Genomic DNA, 13,348 nt, shown 5'->3' with positions numbered 1-13,348 from the left:
TTCGCCTCTTTTTGACGATCTGGAGACCTTACATGTCTGCCTTTTCAAGCTTGCCACTGGTGATTGAGCCAAGCGACCTCCAGGCACGGCTTGGCGCTTCAGAGCTGATTCTCGTGGACCTGACCAGCGCTGCGCGCTATGACGCCGGCCACATTCCCGGTGCCCGTTTCGTCGACCCGAAACGCACTCAGCTGGGCCAGCCTCCAGCCCCGGGATTACTGCCGAGCCTGGCGCAGCTGCAGGCGCTGTTCGGCGAACTGGGCCACAACCCGGATGCAGTTTACGTGGTCTACGACGACGAAGGCGGCGGCTGGGCCGGGCGCTTTATCTGGCTGCTCGATGTGATTGGCCATCATCACTATCACTACCTAGACGGTGGTCTGCTCGCCTGGCAAGCCGAGGGTCTGCCCTTGTCCACCGACGTGCCTGCTGCCGTGGGCGGTCCGGTCCCACTGACATTGCATGACGAGCCGACGGCCACACGCGAATACCTGCAAAGCCGTCTGGGCGCCCAAGACCTTGCGATCTGGGACGCTCGCGCCCCCACCGAGTACTCCGGCGAAAAAGTGGTCGCGGCAAAAGGTGGCCACATTCCCGGCGCCGTGAACTTCGAATGGACCGCCGGCATGGACCCGGGGCGTCAGCTGCGGATTCGCAAGGACATGCCGCAGATCCTGGAAAGCCTGGGCATCACCCCTGACAAAGAAATCATCACCCATTGCCAGACCCATCACCGCTCCGGGTTCACCTATCTGGTGGCCAAGGCGCTGGGCTACCCGCGCGTCAAAGGCTACGCGGGTTCGTGGGGCGAATGGGGCAATCATCCCGACACACCGGTCGAGCGCTGACAGCCGACCCGAATCATGGCGCGTCCTTTGATCGGCGCGCCCTTCAATCCGAGAACATGGCTTAGGAATCTTGATGAAACAGCGTCTGTTTATCTTCTTTCAATACGTGCTCCCTCACCACGTGCTCTCGCGACTGGCCGGCTGCGTTGCAGAATGCCGCGTGCGCTGGTTCAAGAACGCCTTCACCCAATGGTTCGTGCGCCGTTATCAGGTCGACATGTCGCAAGCGTTGGTGGAAGACATCACCGGCTACGAGCACTTCAACGCATTCTTTACCCGCGCATTGAAACCCGGCGCACGCCCGCTGGATGAAACACCCGGCGCCATCCTGTGCCCCGCCGACGGCGCGGTCAGCCAACTGGGCGCGATTGAGCATGGCCGGATTTTCCAGGCCAAGGGCCACAGCTTCAGTGCGCTGGAATTGCTGGGCGGCGATGCCCGGTTGTCAGCCCCGTTCATGGGTGGCGAGTTCGCTACGATTTATCTGTCGCCCAAGGACTACCATCGCGTGCACATGCCGCTGGCCGGCACGTTGCGTGAAATGGTCTACGTGCCTGGCCGCATCTTCTCGGTCAACCAGACCACCGCTGAACACGTGCCCGAGCTGTTTGCACGCAACGAGCGTGTGGTCTGCCTGTTCGACACAGAGCGCGGTCCGATGGCCGTGGTGCTGGTGGGCGCGATGATTGTGGCGTCCATCGAAACGGTGTGGGCCGGGCTGATCACGCCGCCCAAGCGCGAACTCAAGACCACCCGCTACGACGAAGCCGCCCGGGCGCCGGTGCACCTGGGAAAAGGCGCGGAGCTGGGTCGCTTCAAACTGGGCTCTACCGCCATCGTTTTGTTTGGGCCGGGCCAGGTGAAATGGGCCGAACAGTTGGCCGCAGGATCCCCGACGCGGATGGGCCAGGCACTGGCGCTACCCATTCAGGCCTGATTCTTGCGTAACTATGGTTTGATTTGAATTGATAACATTTTGTTGACGGATGCCTCCCTGGGGCGCCGTCACATCGTCGTCAGGCCAATAGTTACTGGAGTTCGTCCGTCACATGAGTAATTTAAGTCTCCCGCTGTTGTTGCGTGCCCCGGTGCCGACGCAGTCGAGCCTGTCATTCTGTGACGCGACACCCAAGGACCTGAAGCGCTGGATTTCCACGCTGCCCAAAGCCAACCTGGGTGAAATGGCACGCCAGCTCTACCAGGGGCTCGGCGAGCTGAACCAACTGCTGACGCCCAGCGACAACCGCCTGCAACTGCTGGAGCTGCTGCGCCCCGAGGTGTATTACGTCTGCACGCACCTGGAGCGGCACTTTCTCAATCAGTCGGTGGTACTGGAAGAGAGGCCGCGCAAGGTCGCGAACCTGTGCCAGGCGCTGCAGAATCATCTGGCGATCGGCTACAAGCAAATCATTGCCCGCCTGGCGCCTAAGCTGACCAAAGACCGCACAACGTTGCTGGCCACGGCGATGCAACGGGCGCTGCACGCCCTCAATGGTCCATTGATCCGCGCCAACCAGCTTTATTGTCCGGTTCAGGACGGGTTGTGGCTCGAACTGCACCAGATTTACCAGATTGCCAGGCACTGCCGGTTGCACACCATTGCGGTGGCCGACAATCTCGCCACCCATACCCGCACATTGACAGTAGAACAGACCTACATCATGGCGTTGCTGATGGGCAGTTCCCGTTGCAACCAGATGCGCCAGCACAACATCGGCCGTCTGGCCGAGGTGCTCGACGCGTGGAGTTCGCTGGTCAAACTGCAAGCGCCAGCCGACGAGTCCAGCCTGTTCGCGCTGTCCCCCACCGCCGACGCCGGCCCCCGCTACCGATCCCTCTACACACCCGAGCAGTTGCCGAACCTTCTGGGTTTCAGCCCGCAGGCACTGTCGGCGGCCATTCAACGCTATCTGGAAATGCCAGCCGACCAGCGATCACAGTCGTATCTGGCGGTGCCACCCGGTTTTTCCGTGGACCTGTTGCAGCATCTGGCAGCGGCGTGGGGTGATGTGTCCGAGCGCGCCTTCCAACGCACGCCGGGCCAGGGCACGCTGACGCTGTGCGTGGGCATGAGTGCGCTGCATTACTTCCTGAGTGGGCAACGTTCGTTCAACGATGTGCTGCAGGTGCCGATGGTCAGCAAAGCCGCCAATTTCACGCTGCAACCGCTGCGCGCCGGGCATTCCGACACGTGGGGACAGACACGCGATGTGGAGCACGCCGGCACTGCCGACACGATGCTGCCGTTCGAGGAAATCCAGTACCAGAAAACGGACGACAGCGCCGGTTCGGCCTTCGACAACCAACAGAGCTTCCCGACTTACAGCCTGAATATCGTGAACCATAGCCCCGGCGGTTACTGCCTGGCCTGGCCCAAGGAAGTCCCGGATCAGCTGCAGGCTGGAGAGATGGTGGGCATTCAGGATCACGGTCAGGGCTGGAGCATCGCCGCTGTGCGCTGGGTGCGGCAGGTTCGCGGTGGCGGGATGCAGATGGGGATTGAGCTGATTGCCCCCTTCGCCCAGGCCTGCGGATTGCAGCTGCTGCGCACCGAGCAGAACAGCCAGTACTTGCGTGCGCTGCTGCTGCCCGAAGTGCGCGCCATTGACGTACCACCCACGGTGATGGCACCGCGGCTGCCGTTCGAGGAAGGCAGCAAAGTGTTGATCAACACCAGCGGGCAAGAGCGTCGTGCAGGCCTGAACAAGCGTCGCTCGACGACCGGCAGTTACAACCAGTTTGAATATCAGATGCAGGAGGCGCCGAAGAAAATCGACGCGTCCGGTGATGATTCGGGCCCGGAACAGGAATTCGATTCGTTGTGGGGCGTGTTGTAGCGAGCGTCGCCCGCTGTCAGCCGCGCCCTTCTCGATCACGAAAGCCCAGCAGGTACAACACCCCATCCAGGCCCAGGGTGGAAATGGCCTGCTTCGCGGACTGTTTGACCAACGGCTTGGCCCGGAACGCCACACCCAGACCGGCAATCGCCAGCATTGGCAGGTCATTGGCCCCGTCGCCCACCGCAATCGTCTGTTCCAGGCTCAACCCTTCCTTGAACGCCAGTTCGCGCAGCAGATCGGCCTTGCGCTGAGCATCCACGATGGGCTCGATCGCTCTGCCGGTGCACTGGCCATCGACGACCTCCAGCTCGTTGGCGAACACATAATCGATGCCCAGCCGGGCCTGAATCTGTTTGGCGAAGTAGGTAAAGCCGCCGGACAGAATCGCGGTCTTATAGCCCAGTCGCTTGAGTTCGGCGAACAGTGTTTCGGCGCCCTCTGTCAGTCGTAATGAGGCGCCGATTTGATCCAGCACGCTGACGTCCAGCCCTTTGAGCAGGGCCATCCGCTCCTTGAAACTGGCGCGGAAATCCAGTTCGCCACGCATGGCGCGCTCGGTGATTTCAGATACCAACTCCCCCACGCCATGGGCTTTAGCCAACTCATCGATGACTTCAGCTTCGATCAGCGTCGAGTCCATGTCGAACACCGCCAGCCTACGGTTGCGACGAAACAGCGAGTCCTGCTGAAACGCGATGTCAACGTTGAGCGCCTGGGCGACGCTCAGAAACTCGGCCTGCATCGCCTTCGGATCGGCCGGTTCGCCACGCACGGAAAACTCGATGCATCCCTTGCCCTGATCAGACGGCGTGTCCAGCGGCATGCGCCCTGACAGACGATCAATCCGGTCAATATTCAAACCGTATTTGGCGGTGATGGAACTGACATGTTGCAACTGCTCGGCCGTGACCTTGCGTGTCAGCAACGTGACGATGTGACGAGCCTTGCCCTGACCGTCGACCCAATGCTGATAGTCGTCTTCGGCGACCGTGGTAAAACGCACCTGCTGGTCAAGTTGATAGGCCGTGAACAGGATGTCCTTGAGCACCGAGGCGCCCTGTTCGGTGTCCGGGATTTCAACCAGGATGCCGAACGACAGCGTGTCGTGGATCACCGCCTGACCTATGTCCAGAATGTTGACGCCACCCTGGGCAAGGACACCGGTGATGGCCGCAGTCAGACCCGGACGGTCGAGACCGGTGATGTTTATCAGGACGATTTCGCGCAAGGCGCACCCCCGCAGTGGAAAAAAACCGCATTCTACTCACTTTCAGTGACCGCCGGGCACAGCGAGCGCTTTGCCGCACTTGGGTCGGTCGCTATACTGCGCGGCAACTTCTTCAAGAGAGCCGCGCTCTGTGAACCGGCCCACGCCCGTTAAAACCGATAACTTCTTCCTGCTGATCTTCCGGGCATTGCGGCATCGTCGTGTACCGATAGCTTTGCGTATCGCCAGCCATAACGTGATCCTCGTCGCGCTGGCACTGGTGATCTACGCCTGCGTCATGGGCCTGCAGTTCAAGCAGGCCATGCACGAACAGGCCAACGCACTGGGGCAGGCCCTGACCACGCAGACCGCCACGTCGGCGACCGAGCTGCTGGTCGCCAACGACAACCTCAGCCTCAACGTGCTGCTCGGCAATCTGGTGAAAAACCCGCTGGTGGCCCATGCGGCGATCTATAGCGTGGATAACCGGATTCTCGCTGAAGCCGGGCAACGCCCCAAAAGCGCTCTGCTAGGCGAAGCCGAGGGGCTGTACGAGATCAAGATCACCTTTCAGGACGTGGTGGCGGGGCATCTGCGCATCAGCCTGGACATGGCCCAGTTCCAGCAACCGATGACCATCAGCCTGCAAAGCATGGCGATTCTCGGCGGTATCCTGCTGGCCCTGTCGCTTGCATTAAGCCTTCGCCTGGGGCGGCACATCTCCACGCCGCTGCTGCAACTGCGCATGTGGTTGCGTTACATCGACCCCTACACCCCGGCGACTGATCGTCAGGATGAAATCGGCGATCTGGCGCGTCAGCTCAAGGCGTCGTACGCGCCGCCGGAACCGGAACCGGTGCCCGAGCCGGAACCCGAGGAAGACCTCGATGACGCCGAGCCTTCCTTCGATGGCAGCGACCTGCGCGACCCTGAGTTCGACGCACCACCGAAAGCTCGCACTGCCGTGACGACCCGCCAGGTGGTTGCCGACGAAGATGAAGAGGACGACCCGTTCTCCGATCTGCATGACGAATCACTGCCCAAACCGATCGCGCGCCCGACACTGCCTGTTGCGCCGTCCCAACCGCAATACAGCGCGGTGCTGGCGGTGCAGCTGGGCTCGCAGGAGCAACTTCGTCGGTTGCCACGTGCCCGCCTGACCGAATTGCTGGAACGCTATCGCGACTGTATCGACCAGGCCTCCTCGCTGTACGACAGCGAGTTGCACACGCTGAACGACGGCAGCTCGCTCATGCTGTTCAGCACGCAGGACAGCGGTGACGACTACCTGACCAACGCTATCTGCTGCGGCGAACTGCTGCGGGCGTTGAGCCACGCCTTGCAGATCGAGGTGGCCGACAGTGGCATCACGCTGCAATTGCAGCTGGGCCTGACCCTGGGTGAAGGGCTGCACGGGATGACGCAGATCGACCTGCTGCTGACCGAAACGGCTCAGGATGCATTGGCGCTGTCACAGCACAGCCGCAACCTGCTGTTGGTTGAACGCAAGATCAGCGAAGACCCGACCATCCGCCAGCGCGCCCGCATTCGCCCCATCGCCAGCCCGGACGGCGCCAGTTGCGTGGAGCGCCTGCTGGAACCCTACCCTTCGATGCTCGAACGGCAACTGGCGCGGATGCACGAAGCGCGCAAGGTCTAATGTTCATCTGAGGCAAGTGCCGCCGTTGTAGGAGCGCACTTGCCCGCGATGACGTTGTGTCAGTCGACAGAGGCGTGTGTTGCAGAATTCATCGTGGGCAAGCGCGCCCCTACAATTTAACCGCGCATCCCGGCGCATCTGACACCCACAAAAAAGCCCGCATCGCTGCGGGCTTTTTGTTGGGCGCTTAACTCAGAATCGGAACACTTCCAGGTCTGTGCGGATAGGCGAGGCCATTGGAATCCTTGGTTTGTCCTGGTCGGTCCGGGTCTTGACGCGAGGGCCTGATTTCTTGGGCTCTTCGGCCACCAGCGGCTGACTGGCCACCGGCTTGACTGCCGCGCTCAGTTGATCGGCCAGACGCTGCAACAACAAGCCCTGCGCCTTCACCTGATCTGCAGAAGAGCCGGCATGCGCCTCTTCAAGGTGAATCAGTTTGGTGTCACGGACGGTGCCCCGGCGATCCAGCAAACGCCATTGAGCGTCGAGCACCGCAGGTTGGTCCTTGCCTGAGTCCAGGCGAGTGATCGACAACACCACCTGCACGTCCGGCGCAAAATTGGCCGCTGCCGGCGCCAGCACCACGCGTTGACTGTCCAGCTTCCACGCCAGCTGACGCACTAACAGTTGATCGATGTCGGAAGAAAGGCTTCCCGCCCAGCGCCCATCAGTCGACGCAGTCAGGCTGCCATCAGGCTGGCGCTGCAGTAATGTTTCGCGATGCAGGTAATCGGCGACGGAGACCGGGCCCAGCAACACTGCCACGCCCCCGCTTTGTCTAGGTTGCCCAGGCTGACCGCTATCGAGCTGATAAAGCGATGTGGGTTGATGCACGCTGCATCCGGCCAGACCCAGAACGCCGGTCAAAAGCAGTACAAAAGGAACGCGTAGAAAATTCATCATTCCGTCCAAGTAGCAGCCACAAGGCGCACTACGATGTTAAAGACTCAAGAAAACATGAAGGCACTCAGCTACGCCTGCACCTCAAGACGTCATATCATCCGTGAATATGACTTATCACTCCAGCGATTATGCGTCGATCTTCGTGGCAAAACGAAGACCGACCGCCTAAATCCCCAGGTTATGTAGCGCTTTCTACCAACAGCCCGTCCACACGCTGGAAGCCTCGTGGCAACTTGTTGCCCCGCCGACCACGCTCACCCTTGTAATGTTCCAGATCGTCTGGCTTGAGCGAAAGCGTACGCTTGCCGGCCTGAAGGACCAAGGTGGCGCCCTCGGGAATAACTGCCAAACCCGTCACATATTCCTCACGACTCGCCACGCGCTCGCCGGGAATGCCGATGATCTTGTTGCCCTTGCCTTTGCCCAGCTGCGGAAGATCGCTGATCTTGAACACCAGCAGACGCCCTTCGGTGGTGACGGCCGCCAGCCAGTTCTGTTCGCGATCGGCCACAGGACGGGGCGTGATGACCTTGGCGCCCGCCGGCAGACTCAACAACGCCTTGCCGGCCTTGTTTTTGGCTTGCAGGTCTTCACCCTTCACCACAAACCCGTAACCGGCGTCGGAGGCAATGACGTACAGCGCATCGTCATCAGGCAGCAGCACGCATTCGAACGTGGCGCCCGGCGGTGGCTGAAGCTTGCCGCTCAACGGTTCGCCCTGCCCCCGAGCCGACGGCAACGTATGGGCCGCCAGGGAATAGCTGCGGCCGGTTGAATCGATGAACACCGCGTACTGGTTCGAGCGGCCCATCGCAGCCGTCTGAAAACCATCGCCGGCTTTGTAGGAAAGCCCGGTGCCGTCGATGTCGTGACCTTTAGCTGAACGCACCCAGCCTTTTTCCGACAGCACGACGGTCACTTTCTCGTTTGGCAGCAGGTCATGCTCAGTCATGGCCTTGGCTTCGGCGCGCTCCACGATGGGCGAGCGACGATCATCGCCATAGGTTTCGGCGTCCTTGATCAGCTCGGTGCGCACCAGCTTCTTGAGCTTGGCTTCGCTGCCCAGCAGGGCCATGAGCTTGGCGCGCTCCTTGTTCAGTTCATCCTGCTCGTTGCGCAGCTTCATTTCTTCAAGGCGTGCCAGCTGACGCAGGCGGGTATCAAGGATGTAGTCGGCCTGAATCTCGCTGAGTTCGAAACGCTCGATCAACTTGGCCCGCGGATGCTCCTCGGTACGGATGATGTGGATCACTTCATCCAGATTGAGGTACGCAATCAGCAAACCGTCCAACAGGTGCAGGCGACGGTCGACCTTGTCGAGTCGGAACTGCAAGCGGCGGCGCACGGTGCGCACACGGAACTCCAGCCACTCCACCAGCAACGCTCGCAGGTTCTTGAGTTGCGGCTTGCCGTCCAGACCGATGATGTTGATGTTCACCCGGTAGCTGGATTCCAGATCGGTACTGGCGAACAGATGCTGCATCAGCGCTTCATGATCGACCCGGCTGCTCACCGGAATGATCACGATGCGGCACGGGTTCTCGTGGTCGGACTCATCGCGCAGGTCGGCCACCTGGGGCGCCTTGGAAGGCTTGGCCTGCATCAGCGCAGCAATCTGCTCCAGCACCTTCGCGCCGGACACCTGATGCGGCAATGACGTGACAATGATGTCGCCATCTTCGACGTGGTACACCGCCCGCATCCGCACCGAGCCCTTGCCGGTCTGGTACATCTTCAGCAGGTCGGCGCGCGGGGTGATGATTTCCGCTTCGGTCGGATAATCCGGCCCTTGAATGTGTTCGCACAGGTCTTCAAGCGTGGCCTTGGGCTCGTCGAGCAAGCGCACGCAGGCAGCCGCGACTTCGCGCAGGTTGTGCGGCGGTACGTCGGTGGCCATGCCCACGGCAATGCCGGTGGTGCCGTTGAGCAGGATATTGGGCAACCGCGCCGGCAGGACCGAAGGCTCGTTCAACGTGCCATCAAAGTTGGGCACCCAATCAGCCGTGCCCTGCCCCAGCTCACTGAGCAGCACTTCGGAATAACGTGACAGGCGCGCTTCGGTGTAACGCATGGCCGCGAAGGATTTGGGATCATCCGGCGCACCCCAGTTACCCTGACCATCCACCAGCGTGTAGCGATAGCTGAACGGCTGGGCCATCAACACCATCGCCTCGTAACAGGCCGAGTCGCCGTGGGGGTGGAACTTACCCAGCACGTCACCGACGGTCCGGGCCGATTTCTTGTGCTTGGAGTCAGCGTCCAGGCCCAGCTCGCTCATGGCGTAGACAATCCGCCGCTGCACGGGCTTCAGGCCGTCACCGATGTGCGGCAACGCCCGGTCCATGATCACGTACATGGAGTAGTTGAGGTAGGCCTGTTCGGTGAAGTCAGCCAGTGATCGGCGTTCTACACCGTCCAGGCTGAGGTCAAGGGAGTCGCTCATGCGGGCCTCATTATTTTGTCGTCTGACGCAGCAGCATGGTGCCACCGCGCTGGGTGAATTCGAGTTGTTTCATGGCGCTCATGCCCAGCAGGGCCTGATCACCGTCCAGACCGGGGACCACCAGGGCGCGCACGTTGGTCAGGACAATATCGCCGATCTGCAGGCGGTTCAGCGTGGTCCGAAAACCTTCGCTGCGCCCGTTGGCGGTGCTGACTGTGACGCGAGCCCCGCGTGCAAGCCTAAGCTTATCTGCCACCGCCTCGGGTATCGCCACGTCGGTGGCGCCAGTGTCCAACAGAAACTGCACAGGCTGGGCGTTGATTTGCCCGGTTGTCACGAAATGGCCCTGACGATTGCTCACCAGTTGCACTTCGATATAGCCGTCACCGTGCTGCGAGGTGACGGCGGTGTTGGGGTTTTCCTGGCGTCGCTCCCAGTCGCCAAAAAACCGCGTCGCCAGAAACAGCGCCGCGGCCCAGGCCACGATCAGCATCAAGCGGCCGGCGCGTTTGCCGGCGGGGGCCTGGGTCAAGGTTTACCGCCCCAACCGCCTGCCGGGGCGGCGAAGCGCCAGACGATCGGGCGTTTTTCGCCATCGGCGCGAACGCCAAAATTGTTGTCGACGCCAATCCATGCGCCCTTTTCGTCTACCACCAGCGCTTCGGTCAAACCAAACTTCTGATCGTACAAACGGTTGGGCAACAGCGCTTCCTTGGCAAACGACCAGCAGGCTTCAACCTGCCCGCTCGCCAGCGTGCGCCGACAGATGCGATACGCCGAGCGCTCCAGCGTGTACATCTTGCCCTTGTACAGCGAGATGTCGGCAAAGTCCTTGGGCAGCGACTGGCCCCCGACCTGCGGTGGAAGCACGTCTTCGCCCGACTCGACCCGCAGAATGCAGCTGGCGTTGCAGTCCCAGGCGCCTTGATCCTGATGGACCAACAACAAGCCGCGCTTGTCGCGTTCGGCCGCCAGCCATAGCTGGTCGCCAGCCGGATTGATTGCTATGCCTTCGAAGACCGCGTTGAAATGCGTCAGCATTCCGGCTGCCTGCGCTTCCTGCACGACTTTCAGGGGCAGGTCGAGCCAGACCGGCGCACCTTCGGTGGGGACTTTGAGCACCGAAGCGTAAGCCTCACTGACCATATAACGATTGCCCGCAGCGTCACAGGTCACGCCTTCGAAATCCAGATTGCCGCCACGAATGAGCGCCGATGCCTTGGCCAGCGTGACCATGGTGGCCGACAGTCCGCTGTCCGGAACGGGCGGTATTTGCAGCACGGTCTGCCTGGCCTTCCACACCGTCGCGGAGGTGTCGAGGCTGTACAAAATGGCGTCGTCGCGGTCCGACACGGTCCACAGCACGCCGTTGCAGGAGGCAAGGCCCGACAGGTTGCCGCCGACCATGTCATCCACCGGATGCTCGGACAACAGCTTCAGTTCAGGTAACGGGGCCGCGAATACCGGTGCAGCGAGGAGCAGCAACGCTGCAAGCCAGCCCCGCATCAAGTCAGCACCTCGGCCAGGTTACCTTTTGATTCGAGCCAGCTTTTGCGATCACCCGCGCGTTTTTTCGCCAACAGCATGTCCATCATTTCCGACGTCGCGGCAAAGTCATCCAGCGTGAGCTGCACCAGTCGCCGGGTGTTGGGGTCCATCGTGGTTTCGCGCAGTTGCGGCGGATTCATCTCGCCCAAACCTTTGAATCGGGTGACCTGTGGCTTGCCGCGTTTTTTCTCGGCCACCAACCGGTCGAGAATGCCGTCGCGCTCGGCTTCGTCCAGGGCGTAGTAGATGTCCTTGCCCAGGTCGATCCGATACAGCGGAGGCATCGCGACGTACACGTGACCGGCATCCACCAGCGGACGGAAGTGCTGGACGAACAGCGCACACAGCAACGTCGCGATGTGCAGCCCGTCCGAGTCGGCGTCGGCGAGGATGCAGATCTTGCCGTAACGCAATTGGGCAATGTCGGCCGAGCCCGGATCGACACCGATGGCGACCGCAATGTTGTGCACTTCCTGGCTGGCGAGAACTTCGCCGCCGTCCACTTCCCATGTATTCAGAATCTTCCCGCGCAACGGCAGGATGGCCTGGAATTCCTTGTCCCGCGCCTGCTTGGCCGACCCGCCCGCGGAGTCACCTTCGACCAGGAACAGCTCGGAGCGCATCGGGTCCTGACCGGCGCAATCGGCCAGTTTGCCAGGCAGAGCCGGGCCTTGGGTGATGCGCTTGCGCTCCACCTTTTTGCTGGCCTTGAGACGACGGCCGGCGTTGTTGATCGCCAGTTCCGCCAGTTGCATGCCCAGCTCGGAGTGGGCGTTGAGCCACAGACTGAAGGCATCCTTGACCACGCCGGAGACAAAAGCCGCCGCCTCCCGAGAGGACAGCCGTTCTTTGGTCTGCCCCGAGAATTGTGGCTCCTGCATCTTCATCGACAGGACGAAGGCAATGCGCTCCCACACGTCTTCCGGCGCCAGCTTGACGCCACGCGGCAGCAGGTTGCGGTACTCGCAGAAGTCACGCATGGCGTCCAGCAGTCCTTGGCGCAGACCGTTGACATGCGTGCCGCCCTGCGCGGTCGGGATCAGGTTGACGTAGCTTTCCTGAACGCTGTCGCCGCCTTCGGGCAACCACAACAGCGCCCAATCGACGGCCTCCTTGTTGCCGGCAAACACGCCGCAGAAAGGCTCGTCCGGCAGACGCAGGAAATCACTGACCGAGTCCTGCAAATACGAGCGCAGGCCGTCTTCGTAGTGCCACTCGACTTTCTCGCCGCTGGCCTTGTCTTCGAAACTGACCAGCAACCCCGGGCACAGCACGGCCTTGGCCTTGAGCACGTGCTTGAGGCGGCTGACCGAAAACTTGGGGGTGTCGAAATACTTGGGGTCCGGGGCGAAGTACACGCTGGTGCCGGTGTTGCGCTTGCCCACCGCGCCGATCACGGCCAGCTCGGTGGACTTGTAGCCGTCGGCGAACGTCATTTCGTATTCGTTGCCGTCGCGCTTGACCCGCACCCGTACCTCGGTCGAAAGCGCGTTGACCACAGAGATCCCCACGCCATGCAGGCCGCCGGAGAACTGGTAGTTCTTGTTGGAGAATTTGCCGCCCGCGTGAAGCTTGGTGAGGATCAGCTCGACGCCGGATACGCCCTCTTCCGGGTGAATGTCCACCGGCATGCCGCGGCCGTCGTCGGCCACTTCCAGGGAGTTGTCGGCGTGCAGAATGACCTGCACGGATTTGGCGTGGCCGGCCAGGGCTTCATCGACGCTGTTGTCGATGACTTCCTGGGCAAGGTGGTTCGGCCGTGAGGTGTCGGTGTACATGCCCGGCCGTTTGCGGACCGGGTCGAGGCCCGAGAGGACTTCGATGGCGTCTGCGTTATAAGAGCTAGCGCTGGGATTGGCCATGGGGTCTCGTCATCAGTCGTTCATTAAATATCGGATT

The 13,348-nt window shown here is 61.5% G+C and carries 10 protein-coding genes; 4 read left to right on the top strand and 6 right to left on the bottom strand.

Annotated elements, in window-relative coordinates:
* Positions 1-32 precede the first annotated feature (32 nt).
* The 3 genes from rhdA (at position 33) to ABQX22_RS11185 (ending at position 3,685) form a co-directional block, all read left to right on the top strand.
* Positions 33-848: a thiosulfate sulfurtransferase gene (gene rhdA / locus ABQX22_RS11195; RefSeq protein WP_349799420.1), complete on the top strand. Its 816-nt coding sequence runs from the start codon at positions 33-35 to the stop codon at positions 846-848.
* A 73-nt stretch (positions 849-921) separates the two neighbouring features.
* Positions 922-1,785 (top strand): archaetidylserine decarboxylase, encoded by an 864-nt coding sequence (gene asd / locus ABQX22_RS11190; protein WP_349799418.1) that lies wholly within the window; start codon positions 922-924, stop codon positions 1,783-1,785.
* 112 nt (positions 1,786-1,897) lie between these two features.
* Entirely contained in the window at positions 1,898-3,685 is a 1,788-nt protein-coding gene (locus ABQX22_RS11185; RefSeq protein ID WP_349799416.1) for a hypothetical protein, read from the top strand.
* Between the two features lie 16 nt (positions 3,686-3,701).
* On the opposite strand, the gene serB is transcribed toward ABQX22_RS11185, so the two are convergent.
* Positions 3,702-4,916, bottom strand: coding sequence for a phosphoserine phosphatase SerB (gene serB, locus ABQX22_RS11180; protein ID WP_349799414.1), 1,215 nt, complete (start codon positions 4,914-4,916; stop codon positions 3,702-3,704).
* A gap of 130 nt (positions 4,917-5,046) precedes the next feature.
* On the opposite strand from serB, the gene ABQX22_RS11175 reads away from it, so the two are divergent.
* Complete coding sequence (locus ABQX22_RS11175; RefSeq protein ID WP_349799412.1) at positions 5,047-6,555, top strand: AhpA/YtjB family protein; 1,509 nt, start codon at positions 5,047-5,049, stop codon at positions 6,553-6,555.
* A gap of 192 nt (positions 6,556-6,747) precedes the next feature.
* On the opposite strand, the gene ABQX22_RS11170 is transcribed toward ABQX22_RS11175, so the two are convergent.
* From ABQX22_RS11170 to parE, 5 genes are all read right to left on the bottom strand, one after another.
* On the bottom strand, positions 6,748-7,455 hold the full coding sequence (locus ABQX22_RS11170; protein WP_349799410.1) for a PqiC family protein: 708 nt from the start codon (positions 7,453-7,455) through the stop codon (positions 6,748-6,750).
* A gap of 181 nt (positions 7,456-7,636) precedes the next feature.
* The gene (parC, locus tag ABQX22_RS11165; RefSeq protein ID WP_349799408.1) at positions 7,637-9,901 is read right to left on the bottom strand and encodes a DNA topoisomerase IV subunit A; all 2,265 of its coding nucleotides are present in this window, start codon (positions 9,899-9,901) and stop codon (positions 7,637-7,639) included.
* Between the two features lie 10 nt (positions 9,902-9,911).
* The gene (locus tag ABQX22_RS11160) at positions 9,912-10,433 is read right to left on the bottom strand and encodes a retropepsin-like aspartic protease family protein (protein ID WP_349799406.1); all 522 of its coding nucleotides are present in this window, start codon (positions 10,431-10,433) and stop codon (positions 9,912-9,914) included.
* The gene (locus ABQX22_RS11155) at positions 10,430-11,407 is read right to left on the bottom strand and encodes an esterase-like activity of phytase family protein (protein ID WP_349799404.1); all 978 of its coding nucleotides are present in this window, start codon (positions 11,405-11,407) and stop codon (positions 10,430-10,432) included. The genes ABQX22_RS11160 and ABQX22_RS11155 overlap by 4 nt, the downstream gene beginning before the upstream one ends.
* Positions 11,407-13,311, bottom strand: coding sequence for a DNA topoisomerase IV subunit B (gene parE / locus ABQX22_RS11150; RefSeq protein WP_349799402.1), 1,905 nt, complete (start codon positions 13,309-13,311; stop codon positions 11,407-11,409). The genes ABQX22_RS11155 and parE overlap by 1 nt, the downstream gene beginning before the upstream one ends.
* Between the last annotated feature and the right edge of the window lie 37 nt (positions 13,312-13,348).

The organism is Xanthomonas sp. WHRI 1810A (assembly GCF_040202885.1).
GTDB lineage: Bacteria > Pseudomonadota > Gammaproteobacteria > Pseudomonadales > Pseudomonadaceae > Aquipseudomonas.
The sequence above is the reverse complement of the archived record's forward strand: the minus strand, read 5'-3'. Positions and strand labels throughout refer to the sequence as shown.

Coding starts and splice junctions, on each gene's coding strand:
- rhdA (WP_349799420.1), top strand. CDS start 33: ATGTCTGCCTTTTCAAGCTTGCCACTGGTGATTGAGCCAAGCGACCTC.
- asd (WP_349799418.1), top strand. CDS start 922: ATGAAACAGCGTCTGTTTATCTTCTTTCAATACGTGCTCCCTCACCAC.
- ABQX22_RS11185 (WP_349799416.1), top strand. CDS start 1,898: ATGAGTAATTTAAGTCTCCCGCTGTTGTTGCGTGCCCCGGTGCCGACG.
- ABQX22_RS11170 (WP_349799410.1), bottom strand. CDS start 7,455: ATGAATTTTCTACGCGTTCCTTTTGTACTGCTTTTGACCGGCGTTCTG.
- parC (WP_349799408.1), bottom strand. CDS start 9,901: ATGAGCGACTCCCTTGACCTCAGCCTGGACGGTGTAGAACGCCGATCA.
- ABQX22_RS11155 (WP_349799404.1), bottom strand. CDS start 11,407: ATGCGGGGCTGGCTTGCAGCGTTGCTGCTCCTCGCTGCACCGGTATTC.
- parE (WP_349799402.1), bottom strand. CDS start 13,311: ATGGCCAATCCCAGCGCTAGCTCTTATAACGCAGACGCCATCGAAGTC.